Here is a 25,270-nt window from a genome sequence, read left to right on the forward strand (position 1 = left end):
TCTACGGAAATGTTGCATTGCGGAAACCGATTCGCTATAGTGACACCTGTCTCCTCCATGTCTCCTCTGATATGGATTCAGCCCGCCGCTTAGGCGGGCTTTTTTTTGCCTGCGATTGTGTCGCGGCGCGCCATCCGCCGGCTGCCGCCGCGCTCAGAACTTGTACGTCATCCCGACGTAGCTGATGATCGGGTCTGCCTTCAGGTCCGATTTCGACTCGGCGAGCACCGAGCCGTCGGCTGCCTTGATCGTCACCGTCGACGTCGTCTTCAGCGGGATGTAGGTGACCGACGCCACCAGCCCGAAGTGTTCCGTCATGTTGTACTGCAGGCCCGCGTTGAACACCGGCTGCCAGGACGACGACGCCTTCGCCTCCACCGAGGTCGTGCCCGGCTTGCCCGCGCCCGCGGCGAGGATCGCGCCGAGGTTGTCCTGCGTCTGCTTGATGAAGTTCGTGTTGAGCTGCAGGTCGCTGAACCAGTTGTACGACACGCCGAGGCCGAGGAACGGCCGGAACTTCGCGTTTGCCTGCCCGAAGTAGTACTGAAAGATCATCGCCGGGCTCCACTGCCGCACGCTTTTCACGATCGGGTTGACCGACGCCAGCCCGATGTTCTGCGTGCCGAGCGCGCCGGCCGGGCCGGGCGGCTTGATCGTGCCCCGGCCCGACACCTTGAACACCGGCGGCACGCCGGCCACCGACGTCACCGCGATGTGGTCGGTCAGGAAGTGGCTGACCGTCAGGCCGACCGTGTCGGCGCCGCTCGTATGCAGCCCGGTGCCCGGCGACGTGAACGACGGCGGCAGCCGCAGCGGCGTGTTGATCGGCGTCGGCGCGACGTTGGTCGTCATCGGCGTGCTGCTTTGCTGCGGCATGATGTGGAACCAGCCCAGCGTGACGACGTTGCTGCCGGCGCTCTGCGCGTGCGCCGCCAGCGGCGCCACGGCGGCGGCTGCCGCCGCGCAGAGAAGGGTTTTCTTCATCACGGCTTGTCCCTCCGCTTACTGGACGAATGCGCCGATCGTGAAATACGGCGTCGATCCCGCGTTGTCGAGGAAACCGAACACGCCACCCGTGAAGATGAACTTGCCGGTCGGCGACGTGCTGCCCGAACCCGTGTGGATCGTCGTGACCGTGCCCGGCACCTTCTGCGTGTAGTCGAGATCGAGCGCGGTCGCGAGCGACGCCTGCGACGGCTGGAACGGATCGAGCAGCGTGGCCTGCTTGTCGATCAGCGCGGTGGTCCGGTAATCGAACTGGCTGTCGACGCCGATGTACTCGCCGTTTTGCGAGCCGGCCGCGATGGCCGTCTGCGGCGCGAGGATCGAGATGCTCGATTCGTCGTCGGCGGTCAGACCCGGCACGCCGTTGCTGTCGGGCGTCGGGTTCGGGTTCGCGACACCCGTGCGCACGAGGATCGGCACGAGCTGGTTGCGCAGCTTGCCGACGATCATGAAGCCCTTGCCCTGCGGCGTGGCCGACAGCGTCGGCTTCAGCTGGCTCGCGTAGTTGTTCGACTGGAACGCGCCGCTGCCGTCGGCCGACTGCACGAAGTTCGTGCCCTGCTGCACGCACGCGCCGCCCGCGAACTGGCCGGTCGTGTCGCATTTGGTCCACGTGCCGTCCGCGTTGATCGTCACCTTCGCGTCGATCGACGCCGGCGCGAATTTCTGCGACGGCACTTCGCCGAAGCCGATGTGGCTGTACGTGCCCGCAACCTTCGTGATGTCGGTTTCGATCGACGAGAAGCCGATGAACGGGTAGTACGGGAATTTCGTGTCGGGCACCGCGGCCTGGCCGAGCACGCCGTCGAACTGGATCTCCTTGCCGGGAATCGTGCCGCCCGCGACGCCGAAGCCGACGAAGATGCGCGCCGGACGCGACGCGTCGAGGCTCGCGCCGTTCAGGCGGAACGCGCACTGGTTCAGCTTGTTGGTCGGCAGCAGCGTTTCCTGCGTGAGCGTGCCGCTGTCGACGGTGCCCGCGCGGGTCGGCGTGACGGTGCCGGTCTTTTGCGGCACCGCCGATTCGACATAGGTGACCTGCCAGGTCATCTTGGTCGTGTCGAGCTGGACCTTCGCGAGTTCGCCGCTGCCCGCGCCGCCCGTAAACACGGTGTTGTAGTCGAGCGTGGCGGGGCAAAGCCGGTCTTCGACGAGCGGGGGCGGATTGTCGCTGCCGCCGCCGCATGCGGAAAGAAGGGGGGCGGCAAGGGCCGCCGCCAGAATGAGGTTGCGCTTCATGTTGCTCCTCCAGATTTGTCTTGTGCGGCGGCCAGCTCCCTGTCGGCCGCTTCTGTTTGGTCGTGCTCGTCCTGCTTGCGCCGTGCCGAGCGCCTTCGTGCCATCCCTGCGTCACGCGGCGGCGGGCCGGCCGCCGCCGCGTCCCCGTTACTTGCTGATCTGCGCGCCCACGCCGAAGTACGGTGTCGACGACGTCGTCGAATTCGCCGACGTCGACGTGACGCCGCCGTTCACCGTGCCTTGGATCAGCGCCGCGTACAGCCCGCCCGTCGCGATCACCACGCCCGATGCGGACGGGTAGCTCGCGCCGCTCGGCGGGGTGGTCGTCGTGTTCAGCAGGCCCGGCGTCGTCTGCCCGTAGTCGAGCGTGAAGCCGTCTTCCTCGGCCTGCGTGGACGGGTTGATGAACGACGCGTTGCTGCCGCGGATCAGCGCGGCCGTGTACTTGAAGTTCGAGTCCGCGCCCGCGTAGCCGCCGTCGATCGCGCCCGACGTGATCGCCGTCGCCGCGCCGAGCACCGCGATGCCCGATTCGTCGTCGACCTTTGCATCGGTGTGCAACGGCGCCGTGCCGAGGTTCACATAGCCCGTGCGCACGATCACCGGCACCGTCGCGCCGTTGAGCTGGCCGATCACCATGTGCGCGGTGGCCGACTTGCCGGTCGCGCCGATCAGCGGCAGCTTCGTTTGCGGCAGGATCTGCGGGGCCTGCGTGCTGTCGAGGTAGCCGCCGGCCGCTGCATTCACCGTCCACGGATTGCCGGTCGTCTGGCAACTGCCGGAGGACGACGTGCACGCGCCGTTCGCATCGAACGTCTCGCTGGAGTTGATGCCCTTCGTCGCGTAGTTGCCCGACGGCACGAGGTGATAGATCAGCGCGTTGTACGTGCCCGGCAGCTTCGTCAGGTCGGTCGTCGTGTTCGCGAAGCCGAGGAACGGATAGAAGTCGAAGTGGCGATTGGGCACCTGGCCGACGTTCTGGAATACCGGGAGGCCGACCACGCTGATCGTCAGCCCGTCGTACTGAACCGTCGCGCCGGGAATGCCGCCGCCCGCCACGCCCATGCCGACCAGCAGCATCGGCGGGTTCGCCTGGTTGAAGTCGGCGGCCGTCGAATAGGTCGAGCCGTCCGGTGCGGTGCCCGTGCCCGGCGTGAGGACGAACGCGCAGCGCGTCTGCTCGGCGGTCGGCAGCGTGCCGGTCGGCGGGTGGACGACCTTGCCGGTGATCGTCGTGCCGGCGCGGCTCGGCGTGACGGTGCCCGTCTTCAGCGGAATCGGCGATTCGAGCCACTTGAGCGTGTACGTCATCGCGACCGCGTCGATGTTGACGCTGACGATCTCGCCGCTACCCGCGCCGCCGAGGTACGTGCTCTTCACGATGTCCGCGGTGGCCGGGCACAGTGCGCCGTTGATGGGCTGCGAAGGCGGCGGCCCTTGCGTGCCGCAGCTCGAGCCGGAACATTGGGGCGCATTGATCGGCGCGAGCGCGCCGCCGGAGTCCCCCCCACCACATGCAACCAGGAAAGGGGCAATGGCAAAGGCCGTTGCCACCCCCTTCGATAAGGCGTGCGACATGCCGCTGTCTCCAATCGTTTAATTGTGCGAGCTAATGTCGCCGCCTTGATTTTTGCTGTCAATTGATGAACCCGTCTAAAAAAGACGATTGAAACGGGATCGGCGAATTGCTCCCTTGCGGGATAAGGCGGTTGGTAAGAATTTAAACGAACGGCAGGCCGCCGAAAGCTGCCGCAGTGGGGGATGCGCGACGCCTGGCACGCTCTCGCAGTGCCTTGCCGCGTATAACGGCAGCGTTTTAAATCGACGGTATCCGGTTTATCCCTATTCGGGATTGACTGGATAAAGAGCGGGCTGGGTTAATTCACTGGTAATCGCGCAACGGAAAGCTTGTAAATATTTGTAAATGCGCGGCCCGGTGTTTTTATATATTGCCTGATACGGGTAAATAAAAAGCCGGCCAGCGGCCGGCTTTGCATGGCATGCGATGCTGAATCAGCGTTTGAGGCCGGCATCCTCGGCCGCGCCGATGTTGAGGTTCATGCACTGGATCGCGGCGCCCGACGCGCCCTTGCCGAGGTTGTCGAGGCGCGCGACCGTGACGAAGCGCTCCGCGTTGCCGAACACGAACAGGTCGACGCGGTTCGTGTCGTTGTTCGCCTGCACGTCGAAGAAGCCGCCGTCGAGGTTCGCGTCCGCGTCGAACGGTGCGACGCGCACGAACGCTTCGTCCGCGTAGTACTCGGCGAACACGCGCTGCACGTCCTGCGGCGTCGCGCGCTTTGCGAGCTGCTCGGGCGTGAAGTAGGTCGTCACCGCGAGACCCTTCAGGAACGGGCCGACGATCGGCGTGAAGATCGGTGCGTGAGCGAGGCCCGTGTGCGCGGCCATTTCCGGCAGGTGCTTGTGCGCGAGGCCGAGCGCGTACGGGCGCGGGCTCGCGAGCTTGCCGCCCGGCGCGGCGGATTCGTATTCGGCGATCATCGACTTGCCGCCGCCGCTGTAGCCGGTGATCGAGTAGCTATGCGCGGCGAACGTCGGCGCGACGATGCCGGCGTCGACGAGCGGGCGCATCGCGAGCACGAACGCCGATGCGTGACAGCCCGGCACCGCGATGCGCTTCGACGTGCGAATCTTCTCGCGCTGCGCGCGGGTCAGCTCGGGCAGGCCGTAGGCCCAGTCGGCATGCGTGCGGAACGCGGTGCTCGCGTCGATCAGCGTGGTGTTCGGGTTCTCGACGAGCGAGGCGGACTCGCGCGACGCGACGTCCGGCAGGCACAGGAACGTGACGTCCGACGCGTTGATCAGGCGGCGGCGCTCGTCGACGTCCTTGCGCTTCGCTTCCTCGATACGCAGGATCTCGATGTCGCTGCGTGCCGACAGGTATTCGAAGATCTTGAGGCCGGTCGTGCCTTCCTGGCCGTCGACAAAAACTTTGGTGCTCATTTCGCTCTCACTGGATGAAACGGGGGCCCGCGCCCTGAAACCGCCATTTTAAGACGTCATCCGGCGGCCCTGCATCGCGCGGGGCGAAAAAAAGACGGCCGGCGGGCCGTCTTGTGTCCCTCTGACGCAGCCGGCGTGCCGGTGCCGCGCGAATGGCGGCACGCGCGCGGCGCCGGCCGCCGGGTGCGTTCAGCGGCCGCCGGCGACCCAGCGCGCCGTCGCTTCGGCGATGCGTTTGCCGAACGCCTTCGCGGTGTCGAGGTCACCGGGCAGCGGGCCTTCGTCGGGCGTCGCGTCCGCCGGCGACTGTGCGAGCAGGCCCGTGAAGCCGCCGACGTAGTTGATGTCGTTGCGCGTGGCCGCCTTCGAGTTGGCCGGCATCATGCCCGTGCCGACCCACACCATCCCATGTTGCATCGCCAGCGTGACGAAATACTGAATCGTCGAGAACTTGTCGCCGTTCATCGTCGCGGAGTTCGTGAAGCCCGCGGCGATCTTGTCCTTCCATTTCTGCGTAAACCACGGTTTCGACGTGGCATCGGCGAACTGCTTGAACTGCGCGGACGGGCCGCCCATGTAGGTCGGCGCGCCGAAGACGATCGCGTCCGCCGCGTCGAGCGCGGCCCAGCCCGCGTCGTCGAGCTCGCCGACGGCGATGAGGCGTGCGGCGGCGCCGGCATCCTGCGCACCCGCGTGCACGGCCTCGGCCAGTTTCTGCGTGTGACCGTAGCCGCTGTGATAGACGATGACGATGTTCGACATGAGGCGTTCTCCGGAAAGGGACGGGAACGGCGGACCGCAGGCTCGCCGCGTCACGCGCCGCATTCGGGCGGCGCGACGGATGCGCGGCGGGACGCCGCGACCGGTGCAGCCGAGTCTAGCAGGCCGAAATGACGGGAAAAACGCGCGCACGCAGCGCACGGAAATTCGCGGGCGCGCGCAATCGCGGCCCGCAACGGCCGGCGGCGCGCGGGCGCTTACTGCCCGTAAGTGACCGTGAGTCGCGCGGTGCCGATCGCGAGCGTGCCGATCTCGTGCTCGAACATCGGCGCGGGGCGGCCCTGCGAGATGCGCAGGTCGGTGCCTTTCAGCGCGTAGACGGTGATCACGTAGCGATGCGGTTTGCCGGGCGGCGGGCACGGGCCGCCGTAACCGTCGATCCCGTAGTCGTTGCGCGCCTCGCTCGCGCCGATGCGGCGCAGGAAGCCGGATGCGCTCGCGTCGGCCGGCAGGCTCGTGACGGCGGCCGGGATACCCGCGACGGCCCAGTGCCACCAGCCATGCCCGGGCGCGTCGGGATCGAACATCGTGACCGCGTAGCCGCGCGTGCCGGGCGGCGGATTGCGCCACGCGAGTTGCGGCGAGCGGTTCGCGCCCTTGCAGTCGCCGCGGTCGAACACGTTCGCGGGCCGCACGCGGGCGTCGGGCGTCAGGTCGTCGCTCGTCACGGTGAACGGGCCTTCCGCATGCGCGGGCAGCGCCGCGAAAACGGCGGCGTACAGGAGCGTGGAGAAGACGAACGGAGAAGGGCGACCCGATGGCGCAGGCGGAGTGATCCGGCGATCCACACGCATATGGCGCTTCTCCCGTCACGTGGGCCGGGCCGAGGCGCCCGGCATTGTTGGCGTTGTGTGTTGCCCGCGCCGCGGAGGGCGGCGATGGATCAAGTCTAGCATTAGGGTTCGATGAGCGACGCACGCCGGCGCGCGCGATGGCGATCGGTCAGGGGCGCCCGACGACGGACGAAAAAAAACCGCCTGCGATGAAGCAGGCGGCTCGTTCAGCCAGCGTGCCGGCACGTGCGCCGGCGTGGCGTCATTCCTTCGGGGCCGTCGCGCCGCCGTGCGCCGCCGACCATTCGGCCGGTGCGTGCAGGAATTTCTCGACTTCGTCGAGCGTCTTCGTCTCGAAGTAGCCCGAGGCCTTCGCGACGCGCAGCACGTCCCACCACGTGGCGAGCGCGTGCAGGTCGACGTCGATGTCCTTCAGGACCGACACGCTTTCCTTGAAGATGTTGTAGTGGAACAGCACGAAGCAGTGGTTCACCGTCGCGCCCGCGGTGCGCAGCGCGTTGACGAAGTTGATCTTGCTGCGGCTGTCGGTGGTCAGGTCTTCCACCAGCAGCACGCGCGAGCCTTCCTCGAGATGGCCTTCGATCTGCGCGTTGCGGCCGAAACCCTTCGGCTTTTTGCGCACGTACTGCATCGGCACCATCATCCGGTCGGCGATCCAGGCCGCGAACGGGATGCCGGCCGTCTCGCCGCCCGCCACCGCGTCGATCTGCTCGAAGCCGATGTCGCGCGTGATCGTCGTTTCCGCCATCTCCATCAGCGCACGGCGCACGCGCGGATACGAGATCAGCTTGCGGCAGTCGATGTAGACGGGGCTTGCCCAGCCGGACGTGAAGATGAACGGTTTTTCGGCATTGAAGTGCACCGCCTGCACTTCGAGCAGGATTTTGGCGGTCGTATCCGAGATCGACTGACGATCGTAGCCTGTCATGGGCATTCCTTGGGTGATGAGCGAGGGGCGGGCGCGGGCCCGGTGGCGCAGCAAGGGGAACCTGCCCGAAGGGCCGGGGTGCGATCGGCGGGCCGATCGCATCGCTGCGCGCGTAGCCGGCTATTTTACCCGATCCAGGCCGGTTTTCGGCGGAATTCGCGGGTTCGCCGCACGGCTCGCCACCGGCGAAACAAACGGGGACGGACGGTTCCGGCGCTGATGCCGGAGATGCGGCGTCGCAGCAACGGACGTCATTTAGGGGGTGTACACTAGGCGACCCTAAGAAATCGTTCAGTACTTTGTACTTTCCTCTTGCCATCCGCCAAGGTTCGATGGCGTGCCGATCCGGCGCGTCGCGGGCCGTCTCGCAGTCGACCATCCCCTCGATTCAAGCAGACGCGGCCGAAGGTGCTGTGTACTGAGTCGTCAATATTTCGCATGTCTCTCGCAGGTCAATCATGGACGAACAACTGAAGCAGGCCGCTCTCGCTTACCACCTGAACCCGAAACCCGGCAAGATTTCGGTCACCCCGACCAAGCCGCTGTCGAACCAGCTCGATCTGTCGCTCGCGTATTCGCCGGGCGTCGCCGCCGCGTGCGAGGCGATCCACGCCGATCCGCTCGACGCGCAGAAGTACACGTCGCGCGGCAACCTCGTCGGCGTCATCACGAACGGCACGGCCGTGCTCGGCCTCGGCAACATCGGGCCGCTCGCCGCGAAGCCGGTGATGGAAGGCAAGGGCTGCCTCTTCAAGAAATTCGCGGGCATCGACGTGTTCGACATCGAACTGTCGGAGTCCGACCCCGACAAGCTCGTCGAGGCAATCGCGATGCTCGAGCCGACGCTCGGCGGCATCAACCTCGAGGACATCAAGGCGCCGGAGTGCTTCTACATCGAGCAGAAGCTGCGCGAGCGCATGAAGATCCCGGTCTTCCACGACGACCAGCACGGCACCGCGATCATCGCGTCGGCCGCGATCCTGAACGGCCTGAAGGTCGTGGGCAAGAAACTCGCGGACGTGAAGCTCGTCTGTTCGGGCGCCGGCGCGGCGGCCATCGCGTGCCTGGACCTGCTGGTGAACCTCGGCCTCACGAAGTCGAACATCCTCGTCACCGATTCGAAGGGCGTGATCTACGAAGGGCGCGGCAACCTCGATCCGTCGAAGCAGCGCTATGCGGCGAACACCGACGCGCGCACGCTCGCCGACGCGATTGTCGGCGCGGACGTGTTCCTCGGCTGCTCGAGCGCGGGCGTGCTGAAGCAGGACATGGTCAAGACGATGGGCGACAAGCCGCTGATCCTGGCGCTCGCGAACCCGGAACCGGAAATCCGCCCGGAAGACGCGAAGGCCGTGCGCCCGGACGCGATCGTCGCGACCGGCCGCTCGGACTACCCGAACCAGGTCAACAACGTGCTGTGCTTCCCGTTCATCTTCCGCGGCGCGCTCGACGTCGGCGCGACGACGATCACGGAAGAAATGAAGCTCGCGTGCGTGCGCGCGATCGCCGAGCTGGCCCAGGAAACCGACCAGAGCGAGGAAGTCGCGAAGGCGTATGAAGGCCATTCGCTCGAATTCGGGCCGGACTACCTGATTCCGAAGCCGTTCGATCCGCGCCTGATCATCAAGATCGCGCCGGCCGTCGCGCAAGCCGCGATGGATTCGGGCGTCGCCACGCGCCCGATCCAGGACATGGACGCGTACCGCGAGCAGCTCGGCACGACCGTCTACCGCACCGGCATGGTGATGCGTCCGGTGTTCGCGACCGCGAAGCAGAAGGAAGCCCGCATCGTGTTCGCCGAGGGCGAGGACGAGCGCGTGCTGCGCGCCGCGCAGTTCGTGCTGCTGGAGAAGATCGCGAAGCCGATCATCATCGGCCGTCCGTCGGTCGTCGACATGCGCCTCGCGAAGATCGGCTCGAAGCTGAAGGCCGGCACCGATTTCGAGATCGTCGATCCGGAAGACGATGCGCGCTACCACCGCTACTGGCAGGCGTATCAGGAGATCGGTGCGCGCGACGGCGTCACGCCGGAAGTCGCGAAGGCCGCGATGCGCAAGTTCAACACGCTGATCGGCGCGATGCTCGTGCACCTGGGCGACGCGGACGGGATGATCTGCGGGATGATCGACACGTTCCACAGCCACCTGAAGTTCATCGAGCAGGTGCTGGGCCGCGCGAAGGGCGCCGAGCACTTCGCCGCGATGAACCTGCTGATGCTGCCGGGCCGCAACCTGTTCGTGTGCGACACGTACGTGAACGAGCTGCCGAGCGCCGACCAGCTCGCCGACATGACGATCCAGGCCGCGGCCGAGATCGAGCGCTTCGGCATCGTGCCGAAGGCCGCGCTGCTGTCGAATTCGAACTTCGGCAGCGCGCCGTCGGCGTCGTCGCGCCGGATGGCCGAAGCCCGCAAGCTGATCGTCGAACGTGCGCCGAACCTCGAAGTCGACGGCGAAATGCACGGCGACGCCGCGCTGTCGGAATTGATCCGCAAGCAGGCGTTCCCGGGCACGACGCTGTCGGGCGAAGCGAACCTGCTGATCATGCCGAACGTCGAAGCGGCGAACATCGCGTACAACCTGCTGAAGATGGTCGGCGGCGAAGGCGTGACGGTCGGCCCGTTCCTGCTCGGCGCGGCCAAGCCGGTCCACATCCTGACGCCGGCCGCGACCGTGCGCCGGATCATCAACATGACGGCCGTTGCCGCCGCGAACGTGAACACGAAGTAAGTTCACGCCCGCGTGGGCCGCGCGGTGGGCGCGGCGCAATGAAAAACGCCACGGAACCTGCGTTCCGTGGCGTTTTTTTCGTATCGACCGCAATCGACGGCGAGCGCGAACGCCCGCCGCGCGCCGTTACGCGACCTGCTGATGCGACTGGCCGCCTGCCGGCGAGCGCCACTTCGCGAGCAGCGTGTCCCACTTCTGGCGTACCGCGCGCAGGTTGTTTTCCTTCACGTGGCCGTAGCCGCGAATGCCGTCCGGCAGCGCCGCGAGTTCCAGCGCGAGCGGGCGGTTGGCCGCGTTCAGCCTGGTCAGCACCTCGTCGATCAGCGCTTCGTACTCGCCGATCAGCGCGCGCTCGGTGCGCCGCTCCGTCGTGCGGCCGAACGGATCGAGCGCCGTGCCGCGCAGGAACTTCGCCTTGGCGAGCAGCCGGAATGCCGACATCATCCACGGGCCGTACGTCTTTTTCACGAGATGGCCGTGGGCGTCCGTCTTCGCGAACAGCGGCGGCGCGAGGTGGAATGTCAGCTTCCAGTCGCCTTCGAACTGTACGGTGAGGCGCGCGAGGAACGCGGGGTCGGACTGCAGCCGCGCGACCTCGTATTCGTCCTTGTACGCCATCAGCTTGAACAGGTTGCGCGCGACCGCTTCGGTCAGCGGTTCCTGCGCCGCGTCGCCGTCCGCGAGCGCACGTTCGGCGGCGCGCACCTTGTCGACGAAGGCCGCATAGCGCGACGCGTACGCGGCGTTCTGGTACGCGGTGAGAAACTCGACGCGCTTCGCGATCAGCGCGTCGACCGCCTTCTTCGTGTGCAGCGAGATCACCGTCGCGCCTTGCGCGGGGCGCGCGTCGCCGGCCGCGGCCTGCTTCACGCTGGCCAGGTCGTACGCGGCACGGCGGCCCCAGTCGAAGGCCGCGCGGTTCTTCTCGACCGACACCGCATTCAGCTCGATCGCGCGTTCGAGCGACGCGAGCGTCAGCGGCAGCCAGCCCTTTTGCCACGCGTAGCCGAGCACGAACGGGTTCGTGTAGATCGCGTCGCCCAGCAGCGCGACCGCGAAGCGGTTCGCGTCGATGAAGTCGACCGCAACACCCGCCGCCGCGCGGATGTCGTTCTCGGCCGACAGGCCCGGGAACGCCCAGTTCGGGTTCTTGATGAACTCGGCGGTCGGCGTCTGCGCGCTGTTGACGACCACGCGCGTCGCATCGTGCCGCATCCGCGACGTGCACTCGTCGCCGGCCGTGACGATCGCGTCGCAGCCGATCACGAGATCGGCTTCGCCCATCGCGATCCGCGTCGCATGGATGTCGGTCGGCGCGTGCGAGATCTGCACGTGGCTCATCACGGCGCCGCCTTTCTGCGCGAGGCCCGTGACGTCGAGCACGGTCACGCCCTTGTTCTCCAGGTGCGCGGCCATCCCGAGCAGCGCGCCGATCGTGACGACGCCCGTGCCGCCGACGCCCGTGACGAGCACGCCGTACGCGCGGTCGATCGTCGGCAGCGTCGGTTCGGGGATCGGCGGCAACGCGCTGCCGTCGACCGACACCGCCTTCGGCTTCTTCAACTGGCCGCCCTCGACCGTGACGAAGCTCGGGCAGAAGCCCTTCACGCACGAAAAGTCCTTGTTGCAGCTCGACTGGTTGATCTGGCGTTTCGTGCCGAATTCGGTTTCCAGCGGCTCGACCGACAGGCAGTTCGACTGCACCGAGCAGTCGCCGCAGCCTTCGCATACCGCTTCGTTGATCACGACGCGCTTGGCCGGGTCCGGATACGTGCCGCGTTTGCGGCGGCGCCGCTTCTCGGTCGCGCAGGTCTGGTCGTAGATCAGGATCGTCGTGCCTTCGATCTCGCGCAGCTCGCGCTGCACGTCGTCGAGCTGGTCGCGGTGATGGATCGTCACGCCGGGCGCGAGCAGCGCCTTCTGGCTGTCGTACTTCTCCGGCTCGTCGGTGACGATCACGATCTTCTTCGCGCCTTCGGACGCGAGCTGGTGCGTGATCTGCGGCACCGTCAGCACGCCGTCGACCGGCTGGCCGCCCGTCATCGCCACCGCGTCGTTGTAGAGGATCTTGTAGGTGATGTTCGCCTTCGACGAGATCGCCGCGCGCACCGCCAGCAGGCCCGAATGGAAATAGGTGCCGTCGCCGAGGTTCGCGAACACGTGCTTCTCGTCCGTGAACGGCGCCTGGCCGATCCACGGCACGCCTTCTCCGCCCATCTGGCTGAAGGTGCTCGTGTTGCGGTCCATCCACACGGTCATGTAGTGGCAGCCGATCCCGGCGATCGCGCGCGAGCCTTCCGGCACGTTGGTCGACGTGTTGTGCGGGCAGCCCGAGCAGAACCACGGCTTGCGCTCGGTCTGCACGTGCGGCTTCGCGAGCGCCATTTCCTTCGCGTTGATCACCGCGAGCCGCGCGGCGATGCGCGCGCGCACGTCGGACGGCAATTCGAACTTCTCGAGCCGCGTCGCGATCGCCTTCGCGATGATCGCCGGCGACAGCTCGTAGTGCGCGGGCAGCAGCCAGTTGCCCATCGGCACCGACCATTCGCCGCCGGCGCCGTCCTTCTCGTCGAACTTGCCGAACACGCGCGGGCGTTGCGCATCGGGCCAGTTGTACAGCTCTTCCTTGATCGCGTATTCGAGGATCTGGCGCTTTTCCTCGACCACCAGGATTTCGTCGAGGCCGCGCGCGAATGCCTGCGCGCCCTGCGCTTCGAGCGGCCACACGCAGCCGACCTTGTAGAGCCGGATACCGATCCGCGCGCAGGTTTCGTCGTCGAGGCCGAGGTCGATCAGCGCCTGGCGCACGTCGAGGTACGCCTTGCCGCCCGTCATGATCCCGAAGCGCGCATGCGGCGAATCGATCTCGATCCGGTCGAGCTTGTTCGCGCGCACGTACGCGAGCGCCGCGTACCACTTGTAGTCGAGCAGCCGCGCTTCCTGCACGAGCGGCGGATCGGGCCAGCGGATGTTCAGCCCGCCTTCGGGCAGGATGAAGTCGGTCGGCAGCACGATCTCGGTGCGATGCGGGTCGATGTCGACCGACGCCGACGATTCGACGACGTCCGTCACGCACTTGAGTGCGACCCACAGGCCCGAGTAGCGGCTCATCGCCCAGCCGTGCAGGCCGAAATCGAGATATTCCTGCACGTTGGACGGGAACAGCACCGGCAGCCCGCAGGCCTTGAAGATGTGTTCGGACTGGTGCGCGAGCGTCGACGATTTGGCCGCGTGGTCGTCGCCGGCGAGCACCAGCACGCCGCCGTGCTGCGACGAGCCGGCCGAGTTCGCGTGCTTGAAGACGTCGCCGGTGCGATCGACGCCCGGGCCTTTGCCGTACCACATGCCGAACACGCCGTCGTATTTCGCGCCCGGGTACAGGTTCACCTGCTGCGAGCCCCACACGGCGGTGGCGGCGAGGTCTTCGTTGAGGCCGGGCTGGAAGACGATCTGGTGGGCGGCCAGGTGCTGCTTGGCTTTCCAGAGCGACAGATCGAGGCCGCCGAGCGGCGAGCCGCGGTAGCCGGAGATGAAGCCGGCCGTATTGAGACCGGCGGCGCGGTCGCGTTCCTGCTGGAGCATCGGCAGGCGCACGAGGGCCTGGATGCCGCTCATGTACGCGCGGCCGCGTTCCAGCGTGTATTTGTCGTCAAGCGTGACGGACTTCAGCGCGGCTTCTAGCGACGCGCGTTGGTCTGCGTCTAGCGGGGCATTCATTGACTGTCTCCTCCACCCGGTCTGGGATCACCAAAACTTCGGTTGCATCGGCATCTTTTGGACGCGTCTGCAGTGGCCGGCATGTTCGCCGGTTTTAAGGGATGGTAGCACTGGGGCAAACCCGCCGCCCATCGGTTGCAACGCGGTGGATGCGCGGCGGCGCGCCGAGAAATCGGGCCCGATCGTGCGTTACATCATGTAAAAGCATGTAAAGCCGCGTTGATCTGCCGGCAAATGCCGTTAATCTTGTCGGCCTGCCGGAGGTGCCCGGCCGCGTCGGGTCGTTTCGACGCAATCGGGGAGGCGCCGGCAGTTTTACAGGAGGTGCAATGAACACACGTCATATCCAGAGTTTCCTGATCGTGTCCGCCGCGTTTTTCGCGATGACCGGCCCGGTGCATGCGCGCGGCGCGAGCGCGCTGGCGGCAGCCGGCGCGCAGATGCGTCAGATCGTGCCGGCCCAAGGCGCCGCGGCAGAGCCGTCGGCTGATCGTGCCGCCGAGTCGAAGGCGAACGTGCGTTGATGCGATCGCGCGGCCCGCGGGCCGCGCCGGCATGCGAAAAGGGCGGGAATCCTCGGATTCCCGCCCTTTTTCTTGGTGCGGCCGGATCGCGCGGGCGGCCCCGTTGCGACGGTCCGCCGCCGCGCGATCGAAGCGTCAGGCCTTGTCCTGCACGACGCCGCGGCGGATCTGGTCGAGCTCGATCGATTCGAACAGCGCCTTGAAGTTGCCTTCGCCGAAGCCCTGATTGCCCTTGCGCTGGATGATCTCGAAGAAGATCGGCCCGATCTGGTTCTCGGTGAAGATCTGCAGCAGCAGGTCGTCGCGCGCGCCGTCGATCAGGATCTTGCGCTTCTTCAGCTCGTCCAGCGGCTCGCCGTGGTTCGGCACGCGGCGGTCGACCAGCTCGTAATACGTGTCGATCGTGTCGAGCAGCTTCACTTCCTTGCTGCGCAGCCCGTCGACCGCCCGGTAGATGTCGCTCGCGCCGAGCGCGATGTGCTGGATGCCTTCGCCGTGATACGCGTCGAGGTATTCCTGGATCTGACCGGCCGTATCCGAGCCTTCCTCGTTGATCGGGATGCGGATCTTGCCGCACGGCGACGTCATCGCCTTCGACTTCACGCCCGTCACCTTGCCTTCGATGTCGAAGTAGCGCACTTCGCGGAAGTTGAACAGGCGCTCGTAGAACTCTGCCCATTCCTGCATGCGGCCGCGATGCACGTTGTGCGTCAGGTGGTCGATGTAGGTGAGGCCGTGGCCGACCGGGTTCGGGTTCGCGCCGGGAATCGGCTCGAAGTCGACGTCGTAGATGCTGATGTCGCCGATCGCGCCCGGCTGCGCGCCGTTCTTGCCGCGCCAGCGGTCGACGAAGTAGATCAGCGAATCGCCGATTCCCTTGATCGCCGGGATGTTCAGCTCCATCGGGCCCGTCTTGTTGTCGAAGCCCCATGCGCCGAGTTCGAGCGCGTGCTTGTACGCCTTGGCGGCGTCCTGCACGCGGAACGCGATCGCGCAGATCGACGGGCCGTGCAGGCGCGCGAAGCGTTGCGCGAACGAATCGGGTTCCGCGTTGATGATGAAGTTGATGTCGCCCTGGCGATACACCGTCACGTCCTTGTGGCGATGCCGCGCGATCGCGGTGAAACCCATCCGCTCGAACAGTTGTCCGAGCGCTTTCGGGTCCGGTGCCGTGTATTCGATGAATTCGAAGCCGTCGGTGCCGACGGGGTTGTCCCAGGTGGGAATCTGCATGTCGTGTCTCCTGTGCGGGGCAATCGGCCGGGCGGCGTGCGCGTGCCGGCGTGGTTCGGTGTCGACGGCCGCGCCCGCAATGAGCGTGCGCGGCGAGTCGGGACATGCCACAGAGTGTAGCGGGCGGCCGCGAGCGGAAACTTGCGAACTTAATCGCCCGCGCCTACGATGGCGCAATTTCCAGTCTTGAAATAACCAGCGGAGGGCAGAAGATGGCGCAAGTCGAACTGGATGCCATCGACCGGCGGATTCTCGCGATTCTTCAGGAGAACGGGCGCCTGTCGAACCAGGAGATCGCCGAGCGCGTGAACCTGTCGCCGAGCCCGTGCCTGCGAAGGATCCGGCGTCTCGAGGAAATCGGCGTGATCACCGGCTACGTCGCGCTGCTGAATCCGCAGAAGCTCGGGCTCGACCTGCTCGCCTACGTGAGCGTGCGGCTCGAAAAGCGTGGCGGCCTGGCGCCGGTCCGGGTCGACGAGACGTCGGCGCGCGCGGGCGCGACCCACGCGGAGCTGTTTCGCGCGGCCGTGCAGACCTGGCCGGAAGTGGTCGCGTGCCATGCGATGACGGGCGACATGGATTACCTGCTGCGCGTGCAGGTCGAGGACATGGCGCATTTCTCCCGCTTCGTGCAGGAGCATCTGTTGCATCACCCTTCGGTGATCGACGTGAAAACGAGCTTTTCGCTCGACTGCTTCAAGGAAACGACGGCGTTGCCGATTCGTTCGGTGCGCTAGCCAGCGCGGCGGGGAAGGGAGGGGGCCGGGCCCGCCGCAGGCGCGGCCCGGCTGCCTGACGCCGTCGACGTCAGGCCGTCAGTGCGGCGGGCAGCAGCGATTCGATGAACTTCGACGTGCGGCGCGCCTGGCGTTTCATCGCATAGTCGAACACCGCGGCCTGTTCCTGCAGCATCTCGGCGATGATCGTCGAGTGGTCGGCCGGCGGCAGCGACAGGTACGCATCGGCTTCGCCGTACGCGTACTCGATCCGCATCCCGGATTTCTTCGCGATGTGCATCATCGTCGCGTTACGCGACAGGCAGTGCATGTACAGCGTCGTCACGTGCGTGTTGCGGCTGCGGATCGCCGCGCGCTCGAACAGCTTCGAGCCGACGCCGCGGCCGCGCGCGCTTTCGAGCACCGACACGCCGAATTCGGCCGTGCGCTTGTCGCCCTCGGCCGGCAGGTAGGCCAGGTGGCCGACGCCGATCAGTTCGAGATCGTGGTCGAACACGCCGAATACGGTATCGCGACCGAAATCGATCGTGCGGACGTAATTCTCGATCACGTGGTCGGGCACCATCTGGCCGAAGCGCAGCAGGCGGTCCTCTTCGTCGAGCGAGAGAAAGTGGGTGAGCATTTGCTCACGGTCTTTGGAAGCCAGTTCCCTGACGAGAACCGGCGCAGTACCGACCTTGCCGACCGCATCGGCACGACCGTCGAATTGCGTGTTCATCGTGGGTTCCTCAGTGTGGGTGCACAATCGGGTTGTGCAATGCAACAGCATTTTACCCGAGCGGGGTTGGGGAAAACCCGTATTTAACCTTGTTTGTGCCGAGGAGGAATTCTAAATCCGCTTAGTTCATTCGCTATCTATTTGATTTTAAACAGATTTAAAATTCATCATATGAAATGAGCGACCGGCGGTCGCACTGTGCCCGTCGCGCAACGCATGCTGCTGCGCGGCAATCAGGCTGCCGTCGACAACCCGCGCTCGATCAGGTCGATCACCTGTTCGGCGAAGTCGCGGTAGCCGAGGCGCCCGCCCGGCTTCAGCCACGTGAAGGTCCAGTTGATCATCCCGAACACCATCATCGTCACGGAAGTCTGGTTTTCCTTCGAGATCCGGTCCGGGTAGGCGCGCGCGAGCTGCCGCGTGAATGCCGCGACGATGTCGCGCTGGCGGTCGAGCACGATTTCGCGCTGCGCATCCTCGAGATATTTCACGTCGTTGAGCAGCGCGACGTGGCGGCTGTGCGACGTCTCGTATTCGGCGAGGAACGCGCGCACGAGTTCGGCGAACGCGTCGCGCTCGCTGAGACCGCGCCGCTGGCTCGCCCCCTCGACCTCGGCGATGATCAGCATCAGCCGTTTCGTGTAGCGGTCGAGCAGGTCGAACAGGATCGCTTCCTTGCTCTCGTAGTAGTGATAGAGCCGCGCCTTCGACGTGCCGCTCGCGGTTGCGAGATCGGACATCGACGTGCTCGGGTAGCTCGTCTGCGCGAATTTCTCGGCGGCCAGGTCGAGGATCTGCTCGCGCTGGGATTCGTGGTCGGGCGCTCGGGTTCGGGCCATGGTCGAATGCGGAAGATTAGCGGTGCGCGGCGGCGCGGGCCGCGCGCACGTGCGTGGAAGAGAGGGCTGCGGGCGTGTTGTCCTGCAGCTCGAGCCGGCCGGCTGCCGCGAGTTCGCGGCAGCGCCACCAGGCGATCGAATCGCTGACGAACAGCCCGCCGCGGTCGGCGGCAGCCATGATGCTGCCGACGAGGCGCAGCGCGGGTTGCCAGTCGGTTTCCGCGTGCGCGACGATCAGCGCGTCGAGGTCCGCGTAGTGGCCGCTCTTGATCGTGTTGCTGACCCAGTAACGCAGTTCGGCGTTCAGGTGCTTCGCCTCCTGCCACTCGAGCGCGAGGCGGCCGATGCGCAGGACCGAGATCGGCGCGGCCATCGGCCGTTTGCGCGCCAGTTCCGCGGGCGAGAACATGCCGGTCGTGCAGGCCTGGTCGCGGCGCGACAGCGCTGCCCGCTGCGCGGCGTCGAGGTCGGCGGCCGACAGCCGCACCTCGTTCAGGCGCTGCGGCACGTTGCGCAGGTGATAGGCGACGCGGCGCAGCAGCAGCTTGTCGCCGACACTCGGTGCGTGCCACACGACGACCTGGCCGGCATCCATCGCGAGCTGGTCGAGGCGCGCGAATTCGCCTTCGATTTCTGCGTTCCAGTCGGGAATCCGGTCGCCGAGCACGTGCTGCCAGAAGGCGGCGCGTGTGTCGGGCGTCTCGTCGGCGCCCTTCAGCGGCCCGACGCCGAGATCGTCGAGCAAACCGACGACGCGCTCGTCGCGTCCGGCTTGCGCAAGCGCCTCGCGCAGCGACGCGGCGGCGGTGCCGCCCTGAATCACATGAATGGTACTCATCGGCCTGTCGTCAACAAAAGAAAGCCGCCGGCCGGGCGGACGTTGCGATGTCCAGCCGGCCGGCGGCCGCTAGGGTCTGTTTACATATGGAACGCACCTGCGAATGCCCGAAATCGTTCGTAGGGCAAGGAGTGAGGAGCGCCGTTTGGCCGCGCCAAACAAGCGACGAGCGACGCCGCCCTACGGGCGATTTCGGGCATTCCCGTGACATGATTTTTTAATTTGGGGTTGCCACGAGAACGGCCGCTCGCCGCGTTGGGCTCCTTGCGAATACGTCCTGTATTCGCGGCGTCGCGCGCCTCGCGAGCGGCCGTTCTCGTGGCAACGCATGCGCGTTCAATATGTAAACGGACCCTAGTGTAAGCGAGATGTGTGACGGCGAGAAACCGTCCGGCGCCGCGACGCGATGCCGCTCAACGTTCGTCGAAGCTCACGACGACCTTGTCGCTGATCGGGTGGCACTGGCACGTGAGCACGAAACCGTCCTTCACTTCGTGCTCCTCGAGCGTGTAGTTCTTCTCCATCCGCACTTCGCCTTCGACCACCTTCGCGCGGCACGTGCAGCACACGCCGCCCTTGCACGCGTACGGCAGCGCGAGGCCCGCGCGCAGGCCCACGTCGAGCAGGCTGACGCCTTCGTACGGCAAACGCAGCTTGCGCTTCTTGCCGTCGAGCACGATCTCGAGGTCGGCGGCCGGCGTCTCGTCGGTGATTTCGACGACCGGGGCGCCGGCCTGCGGCAGCGGCGTGCCGAAGCGCTCGACGTGCACCTTCGCCTGCGGCACGCCGGCCGCCTTCAGCGCGGCTTCGGCCGCGTCCATCATCGGCGCCGGGCCGCAGATGAACGCCTCGTCGATCGCGTCGGCCGGCGTCAGCGTCGCGAGGAATTCCGCGCATTTCGCCTGGTCGAGCACGCCGTTGAACAGCTCGACGTCCTGCAGGTCGTCCGACAGCACGTGATAGAGGACGAAGCGGTTCATGTAACGGTTCTTCAGGTCCTCGAGCTCCTCCGCGAACATGATCGCGTCGACGCTGCGGTTGCCGTAGATCAGCGTGAACGTGCTGCGCGGCTCGAGTTCGAGCGTCGTCTTCACGATCGCGAGCACCGGCGTGATCCCCGAGCCGCCGGAAAACGCGACGTACTGCTTGCCGTGGTCGGCGTTCAGGTGCGTGAAGAAGCGGCCGTCCGGCGTCATCACGTCGATCGTGTGGCCGGGCTTCAGCGTGTCGAACGCGAAGTTCGAGAAGCGGCCGCCGCGCACGCGCTTGATGCCGATGCGCAGTTCGCCGTCGCGGTCGTAGTCCGTCGTGCCGACGCAGATCGAATACGAGCGGCGCGTCTCCTCGCCGTCGATGTGGGTCTTCAGCGTGACGAACTGGCCCTGCGTGAAGCGGTATGCATCGCGCAGCTCGGGCGGCACGTCGAACGAGACGGTCACGGCGTCGGCGGTCTCGGGCCGCACGTCGCGGATACGCAGCGGGTGAAATTGCGGGGTCGCCATATTTAGTACGGTTTGAAGTAGTCGAAGGGTTCGCGGCAGTCGACGCAGCGATACAGCGCCTTGCAGGCCGTGGACGCGAATTGCGCGAGGCGTTCGGTCCGCGCGGAGCCGCAGCGCGGGCAGGCGGGCGCCGCGGCCGGCCGCGGCACGAAGCGCACGACGTTCTCCCGCGGCGCGGCGGTGCCGCACTGGCCGACGGGCGGCGCGATGCCGTACGCGCGCAGCTTCTCGCGCGCTTCCTGCGTGATCCAGTCGGTCGTCCACGCGGGGGCGAGCACCGTCTCGATCCGGTGCGGCGGCAGCTCGGCGGCCTGCAGTGCGGCGGCGATGTCCTCGGCGATCTGCGACATCGCCGGGCAGCCCGAGTAGGTCGGCGTGATCACGACTTCGAGCTGCCCGTCGTCCGTGCGGCGGACGTCGCGCAGGATGCCGAGCTCGCGGATCGACACGACCGGGATCTCGGGATCGGGCACGGCTTCCAGCACGTCCCACGCGCGGGCGAGCAGCGGATCGTCGCGGTGCGCGGCGTGAGCGGGGGCAGGGGCAGGGGCAGGGGCAGGGGCAGGGGCAGGGGCGGCGGTCTGGGCGGACATCGTCGGGCTCCGTGGCGTGGGCGGTTACCAGCTCGCGCCGGGGTGCTGGCGCGCGAGGCTCTGCATTTCGGCGAGCAGGTAGCCCATGTGCTCCGAGTGCTCGCCCTGCTTGCCGGTCGTCACGTGCTTCACCGGCGCCGGCAGCGTGAGCGTGGCCTCGGCGAGCGCATCGTCCACGTCCGCGCGCCACGCGGCCTCGATCGCGGCCGGTGCGGGGCCGATGCCCGATGCGACGATCGCGTCGTCGATCGCATCGGCGGCGAAGAATTCGCGCGTGTACGGCATCAGGTAGTCGAGTGCGGCCTGCGCGCGGCGGTGCGATTCGTCGGTGCCGTCGCCGAGGCGCACGAGCCATTCGCGTGCATGCTGGACGTGATAGCGGGTTTCCTTCACCGATTTCGCGGCGATCGCGGCCAGCTGCGTGTCGGTCGACGTTTCCAGCGCGCTCCACACGTGCAGCATCAGCGCCGCGTACAGGAAGTTGCGCACGATCGTCACCGCGTAGTCCTTGTCGGCGTGTGCGGTGCCGGCGAGCGGGCCGTAATGCGGCAGCTCGGCGAGCGTGAAGTTCGCGAACTCGCGCTCGGTGCGGAAGTAGGCGTAATCGTCCTCGGTCTTCGCCGCGCCGGTGAGCTGGCGCTCGAGGTCGGCGGCATGCGTGTACAGCATGCGCGCCTGGCCGATGAGGTCGAGGCTCATGTTGGTGAGCGCGATGTCTTCCTCGAGGATCGGGCCATGGCCGCACCATTCGGCGTTGCGCTGACCGAGGATCAGCGCGTTGTCCGCGAGGCGCAGCACGTAGGAGAGGTGTTCGGGCGTGATCGTCATGGCGCGGGCGTTACATGTGGTTGACTTCGTCGGGCAGCGTGTAGAACGTCGGGTGACGGTAGATCTTGTCGCCCGCCGGCTCGAACAGTTCGGCCTTTTCGCTCGGATCCGACGCCGTGATCGCCGACGACGGCACCACCCAGATGCTCACGCCTTCCTGGCGACGCGTGTAGACGTCGCGCGCCATGCGCAGCGCCATCGTCGCGTCGGCGGCATGCAGGCTGCCGCAATGCTTGTGGTCGAGGCCCTGCTTGCTGCGCACGAACACTTCCCAGATCGGCCATTCCTTGTTCATCACTTTCTCCAGATTCCTGAATTCGAGGGGTGCCGCTCAGGCGGCGTGCTGTTCGGCGCGGGCGCGGCGCTTCGCTTCGTGCGCGAGCGCGGCTTCGCGCACCCATGCGCCATCCTCGTGCGCTTTCACGCGCGTCGCGAGGCGTTCCTTGTTGCACGGGCCGTCGCCGTTGACCACGCGCCAGAATTCGTCCCAGTCGATCGTGCCGTAGTCGTAGTGGCCGCGCGCCTCGTTCCATTTCAGGTCGGGGTCGGGCAGCGTCACGCCGAGCACCTTTGCCTGGTCGACCGTCGCGTCGACGAATTTCTGGCGCAGGTCGTCGTTCGAGATTCGCTTGATGCCCCATTTCGCGGACTGATTGCTGTGGACCGAATCGGCATCGCTCGGGCCGAACATCATCAGCACGGGCCACCACCAGCGGTCGACGGCCTGCTGGACCATTGCCCGCTGGGCGTCGCTGCCCTTCATCATCGACAGCAGCGCGTCGAACCCCTGGCGCTGGTGGAACGACTCTTCCTTGCACACGCGGATCATCGCGCGCGCATACGGGCCGTACGTGCAGCGGCACAGCGGGATCTGGTTCATGATCGCGGCGCCGTCGACGAGCCAGCCGATCACGCCGACGTCGGCCCAGGTCGGCGTCGGGTAGTTGAAGATGCTCGAGTATTTCGCCTTGCCGGCGTGCAGCGCGTCGATCAGCGAATCGCGCGAGACGCCGAGCGTTTCGGCCGCGCTATAAAGATAGAGGCCGTGGCCGGCTTCGTCCTGCACCTTCGCGAGCAGGATCGCCTTGCGCTTCAGGCTCGGCGCGCGCGAGATCCAGTTGCCTTCCGGCAGCATGCCGACGACTTCCGAGTGCGCGTGCTGGGAGATCTGGCGGATCAGCGTCTTGCGATACGCGTCGGGCATCCAGTCCTGCGGTTCGATCTTGCCGTCCGCGGCCATTACCGCATCGAACCGCGCCTGCTCGGGCGACTCGGCTGCGGCGTCGAGCGGCGCGACGTTGCCGGGGATGTCGAGGGATTGCGTGTACATGGCGAAGGCTCTCGTCCGGTTGAGTGTGTGATGTGTGCGAAGTATAAACCAACCGACCGGTCGGTTAATAAATTTCTTGCGGATTCGCCGGGAGATTCGGGTAAACGAGGGACGTCGGGGCGCGATCGGGTGGCACACGTGCGCTCCTGCATTTGGGTCTCGCGTCTTCTGCGGCACAATGCCCGCTTTCCGATGAGGATTTTGCCGATGTCATTTCGAAGCAGTTTCGCCGCGGCAGTGCTGGGTGCGGTCGTCTTCGTGTCCCCGCTCGCGGCGTCGGCGGCGCCGGCCGGATGGGTCGCCGCGTGGGCGACCGCGCTGCAGCCGATTCCCGATCTCGCCGAACCGCCGCCGCTCTACCGCGCACCGGACGTGGCCGGGCGGACCGTACGCCAGATCGTCTACCCGACCGTGTCGGGGCGGGCCGCGCGGATTCGCGTGAGCAACGCATACGGTCGCGCGCCGCTGGTCATCGAGGCAGCGAGTCTCGCGCGTGCCGGTGAAGGGGCTGCGCTCGCCGGCGGCGCGGTGGTGCCGGTACGGTTCGGCGGCAAGGCGTCGGTGACGCTCGCACCGGGCCACGAGCTCGAAAGCGATCCGGTGGCGATCGACGTGACGGCCGCGCAGCCCTATGCGATCAGTCTCCAGATGGGGGCGAACCAGCGGATGACGGTCTGGCATCGTGTATCGAACCAGTTCAACTACGTGTCCGCGCCGGGCGATCACGTGAGCGATCCGGGCGCCGCCGCGTTCCGCACCCGGTTTACTCAATATGCATGGGTGACCGAGCTGGCCGTCGAGGCCGGTTCCGCACACGCCAGCGTTGCGGCGATCGGCGATTCGATCACCGACGGGCTGCGCTCCAGCGTGAATCGGAACCGCCGCTGGCCGGACGCGCTCGCGCGACGATTGGCGGCGTCGGGCGCGGATTCGATCGGCGTCGTGAATCTCGGCATCAGCGGGAACCGGCTGCTCAGCGATTCCGCGTGTTACGGCACATCGCTGGCGTCCCGGTTCGAACGTGACGCGCTGTCGCGCTCGGGCGTGAAGGCGGCGATCGTGCTGATCGGGATCAACGACATCAATTTCGCGGCGATGCCGCCGCGCGCAGGGCTCGATTGCGATCACCCGCATACGCAGGTGACGGCCGTGTCGCTGATCGACGGCTATCGCCGGCTGATCGAGGCGGCCCACCGCCAGGGCGTGAAGGTGTTCGGCGCGACGCTCACGCCGGCGGCGTTGCCGGCCGGACGCGAGGCGATCCGGCTCGAGGTGAACCGGTGGATCCGGAGCGGCGGCGGGTTCGACGGCGTGGTCGACTTCGACGCGGTGCTGCGCGATCCGGCGCGCCCGAGCGTGCTGCAGCGCCGATACGATAGCGGCGACGGTATCCATCCGAGCGATTCCGGCTACACGGCGATGGCCGACGCGGTGCCGGCCGAGCAGCTGCGCGCGGCCGTGGGCGGCCAGTGACGCGTTTCTATATATAGAAGGAAAGGTGGCCGACGGCCTGCGGGCCGGCAGTGCTCCAACGTTCGTCCAGCCCAAAGCCTCCGTGCGCGCGAGCGCACGGAGGCTTTTTCAAACTTTCTTCACAAAGCGCTTGCGCGGACGGGGGCAGGTGCTTAGAATCACGCCTCTTTCGCGCCAACGGAAACGCAGCGCGGGAGGAAGGGAAGCGGTGCTGTCGGGTTCAGATGTAGCGAGCCTTGGCGGCGCGGAAGTTGAGCCCCGCAGTCGCAACGAAGTCGTTCAGAAAGTTGTTGACGAGCTGCGAAACACGGTTCATAATCTCGTTTCTCTGCTGCTGAAAACGCAGCACTGCTGAGAAACACGGAGTTTCTCGCAGAATTGCTCTTTAAAAATTAACAGCCGATAAGTGTGGGCGCTTGATGACAGCGAGCTGATCCTCGGATCAGATAGCAAAAGTATCAAGAGTCTCACACTAAAGTAAGTCAGGTTTATGAAGTGA

General features: G+C 66.6%; 21 protein-coding genes. 4 read left to right on the forward strand and 17 right to left on the reverse strand.

All coding sequences use genetic code 11. The features are described from left to right. Window positions 1-153 precede the first annotated feature (153 nt). From HWX62_RS26145 to HWX62_RS26175, 7 genes are all read right to left on the reverse strand, one after another. On the reverse strand, window positions 154-984 hold the full coding sequence (locus HWX62_RS26145) for an OmpW family protein (RefSeq protein ID WP_175933072.1): 831 nt from the start codon (window positions 982-984) through the stop codon (window positions 154-156). An 18-nt stretch (window positions 985-1,002) separates the two neighbouring features. After that, window positions 1,003-2,244: a DUF2957 domain-containing protein gene (locus tag HWX62_RS26150; protein ID WP_175933074.1), complete on the reverse strand. Its 1,242-nt coding sequence runs from the start codon at window positions 2,242-2,244 to the stop codon at window positions 1,003-1,005. Between the two features lie 147 nt (window positions 2,245-2,391). Continuing rightward, window positions 2,392-3,822 carry a DUF2957 domain-containing protein gene (locus HWX62_RS26155; protein WP_175933077.1) on the reverse strand — a complete coding sequence of 477 codons (1,431 nt, stop codon included), beginning with the start codon at window positions 3,820-3,822 and terminating at the stop codon, window positions 2,392-2,394. A gap of 435 nt (window positions 3,823-4,257) precedes the next feature. Next, window positions 4,258-5,208, reverse strand: coding sequence for an N-acetyl-gamma-glutamyl-phosphate reductase (argC, locus tag HWX62_RS26160; protein ID WP_175933079.1), 951 nt, complete (start codon window positions 5,206-5,208; stop codon window positions 4,258-4,260). A gap of 189 nt (window positions 5,209-5,397) precedes the next feature. After that, a complete protein-coding gene (locus HWX62_RS26165; protein WP_175933081.1) occupies window positions 5,398-5,970 on the reverse strand; it encodes a flavodoxin family protein in 573 nt (190 codons plus the stop codon). 215 nt (window positions 5,971-6,185) lie between these two features. Then, a complete protein-coding gene (locus HWX62_RS26170; RefSeq protein WP_175933083.1) occupies window positions 6,186-6,782 on the reverse strand; it encodes a YbhB/YbcL family Raf kinase inhibitor-like protein in 597 nt (198 codons plus the stop codon). A gap of 241 nt (window positions 6,783-7,023) precedes the next feature. After that, window positions 7,024-7,710 carry an orotate phosphoribosyltransferase gene (locus HWX62_RS26175; RefSeq protein WP_006482887.1) on the reverse strand — a complete coding sequence of 229 codons (687 nt, stop codon included), beginning with the start codon at window positions 7,708-7,710 and terminating at the stop codon, window positions 7,024-7,026. 458 nt (window positions 7,711-8,168) lie between these two features. Here HWX62_RS26175 and HWX62_RS26180 point away from each other — a divergent pair, with 458 nt between their 5' ends. Continuing rightward, entirely contained in the window at window positions 8,169-10,439 is a 2,271-nt protein-coding gene (locus HWX62_RS26180) for an NADP-dependent malic enzyme (protein WP_175933085.1), read from the forward strand. Window positions 10,440-10,565: 126 nt separating this feature from the next. Here HWX62_RS26180 and HWX62_RS26185 read toward each other — a convergent pair whose 3' ends face one another. Next, complete coding sequence (locus HWX62_RS26185; protein WP_175933087.1) at window positions 10,566-14,156, reverse strand: indolepyruvate ferredoxin oxidoreductase family protein; 3,591 nt, start codon at window positions 14,154-14,156, stop codon at window positions 10,566-10,568. 329 nt (window positions 14,157-14,485) lie between these two features. Here HWX62_RS26185 and HWX62_RS26190 point away from each other — a divergent pair, with 329 nt between their 5' ends. Then, entirely contained in the window at window positions 14,486-14,680 is a 195-nt protein-coding gene (locus HWX62_RS26190; protein WP_175933089.1) for a hypothetical protein, read from the forward strand. Window positions 14,681-14,815: 135 nt separating this feature from the next. Here HWX62_RS26190 and hppD read toward each other — a convergent pair whose 3' ends face one another. After that, window positions 14,816-15,913 carry a 4-hydroxyphenylpyruvate dioxygenase gene (gene hppD, locus HWX62_RS26195; protein WP_175933091.1) on the reverse strand — a complete coding sequence of 366 codons (1,098 nt, stop codon included), beginning with the start codon at window positions 15,911-15,913 and terminating at the stop codon, window positions 14,816-14,818. A 212-nt stretch (window positions 15,914-16,125) separates the two neighbouring features. Here hppD and HWX62_RS26200 point away from each other — a divergent pair, with 212 nt between their 5' ends. Further along, window positions 16,126-16,650 carry an Lrp/AsnC family transcriptional regulator gene (locus HWX62_RS26200; protein ID WP_175933092.1) on the forward strand — a complete coding sequence of 175 codons (525 nt, stop codon included), beginning with the start codon at window positions 16,126-16,128 and terminating at the stop codon, window positions 16,648-16,650. Window positions 16,651-16,720: 70 nt separating this feature from the next. Here the strand turns inward: HWX62_RS26200 and HWX62_RS26205 are convergent, their stop codons facing one another. The 8 genes from HWX62_RS26205 to paaA form a co-directional block, all read right to left on the reverse strand. Next, window positions 16,721-17,368 (reverse strand): GNAT family N-acetyltransferase, encoded by a 648-nt coding sequence (locus HWX62_RS26205; RefSeq protein WP_175933094.1) that lies wholly within the window; start codon window positions 17,366-17,368, stop codon window positions 16,721-16,723. 233 nt (window positions 17,369-17,601) lie between these two features. Then, window positions 17,602-18,207: a TetR/AcrR family transcriptional regulator gene (locus HWX62_RS26210; protein WP_006482923.1), complete on the reverse strand. Its 606-nt coding sequence runs from the start codon at window positions 18,205-18,207 to the stop codon at window positions 17,602-17,604. Between the two features lie 16 nt (window positions 18,208-18,223). Continuing rightward, on the reverse strand, window positions 18,224-19,045 hold the full coding sequence (locus HWX62_RS26215; RefSeq protein WP_175933096.1) for a DUF1835 domain-containing protein: 822 nt from the start codon (window positions 19,043-19,045) through the stop codon (window positions 18,224-18,226). 413 nt (window positions 19,046-19,458) lie between these two features. Beyond that, complete coding sequence (gene paaE, locus HWX62_RS26220) at window positions 19,459-20,547, reverse strand: 1,2-phenylacetyl-CoA epoxidase subunit PaaE (RefSeq protein ID WP_175933099.1); 1,089 nt, start codon at window positions 20,545-20,547, stop codon at window positions 19,459-19,461. A 2-nt stretch (window positions 20,548-20,549) separates the two neighbouring features. Then, complete coding sequence (gene paaD, locus HWX62_RS26225) at window positions 20,550-21,140, reverse strand: 1,2-phenylacetyl-CoA epoxidase subunit PaaD (RefSeq protein ID WP_175933101.1); 591 nt, start codon at window positions 21,138-21,140, stop codon at window positions 20,550-20,552. 24 nt (window positions 21,141-21,164) lie between these two features. Continuing rightward, window positions 21,165-21,968, reverse strand: coding sequence for a 1,2-phenylacetyl-CoA epoxidase subunit PaaC (gene paaC, locus HWX62_RS26230; RefSeq protein WP_175933103.1), 804 nt, complete (start codon window positions 21,966-21,968; stop codon window positions 21,165-21,167). Between the two features lie 10 nt (window positions 21,969-21,978). Continuing rightward, entirely contained in the window at window positions 21,979-22,263 is a 285-nt protein-coding gene (gene paaB, locus HWX62_RS26235; RefSeq protein ID WP_006482881.1) for a 1,2-phenylacetyl-CoA epoxidase subunit PaaB, read from the reverse strand. A 36-nt stretch (window positions 22,264-22,299) separates the two neighbouring features. After that, the gene (gene paaA, locus HWX62_RS26240) at window positions 22,300-23,298 is read right to left on the reverse strand and encodes a 1,2-phenylacetyl-CoA epoxidase subunit PaaA (RefSeq protein ID WP_175933105.1); all 999 of its coding nucleotides are present in this window, start codon (window positions 23,296-23,298) and stop codon (window positions 22,300-22,302) included. Window positions 23,299-23,505: 207 nt separating this feature from the next. On the opposite strand from paaA, the gene HWX62_RS26245 reads away from it, so the two are divergent. Further along, window positions 23,506-24,771: an SGNH/GDSL hydrolase family protein gene (locus HWX62_RS26245; RefSeq protein ID WP_175933111.1), complete on the forward strand. Its 1,266-nt coding sequence runs from the start codon at window positions 23,506-23,508 to the stop codon at window positions 24,769-24,771. Window positions 24,772-25,270: the final 499 nt, after the last annotated feature.

Source organism: Burkholderia sp. BCC0506 (assembly GCF_902833145.1).
Lineage (GTDB): Bacteria > Pseudomonadota > Gammaproteobacteria > Burkholderiales > Burkholderiaceae > Burkholderia.

Excerpts from the sequence above, each read along its gene's own strand:
- HWX62_RS26145 (WP_175933072.1), bottom strand. The coding sequence starts at position 984 with ATGAAGAAAACCCTTCTCTGCGCGGCGGCAGCCGCCGCCGTGGCGCCG.
- HWX62_RS26150 (WP_175933074.1), bottom strand. The coding sequence starts at position 2,244 with ATGAAGCGCAACCTCATTCTGGCGGCGGCCCTTGCCGCCCCCCTTCTT.
- HWX62_RS26155 (WP_175933077.1), bottom strand. The coding sequence starts at position 3,822 with ATGTCGCACGCCTTATCGAAGGGGGTGGCAACGGCCTTTGCCATTGCC.
- argC (WP_175933079.1), bottom strand. The coding sequence starts at position 5,208 with ATGAGCACCAAAGTTTTTGTCGACGGCCAGGAAGGCACGACCGGCCTC.
- HWX62_RS26165 (WP_175933081.1), bottom strand. The coding sequence starts at position 5,970 with ATGTCGAACATCGTCATCGTCTATCACAGCGGCTACGGTCACACGCAG.
- HWX62_RS26170 (WP_175933083.1), bottom strand. The coding sequence starts at position 6,782 with ATGCGTGTGGATCGCCGGATCACTCCGCCTGCGCCATCGGGTCGCCCT.
- HWX62_RS26175 (WP_006482887.1), bottom strand. The coding sequence starts at position 7,710 with ATGACAGGCTACGATCGTCAGTCGATCTCGGATACGACCGCCAAAATC.
- HWX62_RS26180 (WP_175933085.1), top strand. The coding sequence starts at position 8,169 with ATGGACGAACAACTGAAGCAGGCCGCTCTCGCTTACCACCTGAACCCG.
- HWX62_RS26185 (WP_175933087.1), bottom strand. The coding sequence starts at position 14,156 with ATGAATGCCCCGCTAGACGCAGACCAACGCGCGTCGCTAGAAGCCGCG.
- HWX62_RS26190 (WP_175933089.1), top strand. The coding sequence starts at position 14,486 with ATGAACACACGTCATATCCAGAGTTTCCTGATCGTGTCCGCCGCGTTT.
- hppD (WP_175933091.1), bottom strand. The coding sequence starts at position 15,913 with ATGCAGATTCCCACCTGGGACAACCCCGTCGGCACCGACGGCTTCGAA.
- HWX62_RS26200 (WP_175933092.1), top strand. The coding sequence starts at position 16,126 with ATGGCGCAAGTCGAACTGGATGCCATCGACCGGCGGATTCTCGCGATT.
- HWX62_RS26205 (WP_175933094.1), bottom strand. The coding sequence starts at position 17,368 with ATGAACACGCAATTCGACGGTCGTGCCGATGCGGTCGGCAAGGTCGGT.
- HWX62_RS26210 (WP_006482923.1), bottom strand. The coding sequence starts at position 18,207 with ATGGCCCGAACCCGAGCGCCCGACCACGAATCCCAGCGCGAGCAGATC.
- HWX62_RS26215 (WP_175933096.1), bottom strand. The coding sequence starts at position 19,045 with ATGAGTACCATTCATGTGATTCAGGGCGGCACCGCCGCCGCGTCGCTG.
- paaE (WP_175933099.1), bottom strand. The coding sequence starts at position 20,547 with ATGGCGACCCCGCAATTTCACCCGCTGCGTATCCGCGACGTGCGGCCC.
- paaD (WP_175933101.1), bottom strand. The coding sequence starts at position 21,140 with ATGTCCGCCCAGACCGCCGCCCCTGCCCCTGCCCCTGCCCCTGCCCCT.
- paaC (WP_175933103.1), bottom strand. The coding sequence starts at position 21,968 with ATGACGATCACGCCCGAACACCTCTCCTACGTGCTGCGCCTCGCGGAC.
- paaB (WP_006482881.1), bottom strand. The coding sequence starts at position 22,263 with ATGAACAAGGAATGGCCGATCTGGGAAGTGTTCGTGCGCAGCAAGCAG.
- paaA (WP_175933105.1), bottom strand. The coding sequence starts at position 23,298 with ATGTACACGCAATCCCTCGACATCCCCGGCAACGTCGCGCCGCTCGAC.
- HWX62_RS26245 (WP_175933111.1), top strand. The coding sequence starts at position 23,506 with ATGTCATTTCGAAGCAGTTTCGCCGCGGCAGTGCTGGGTGCGGTCGTC.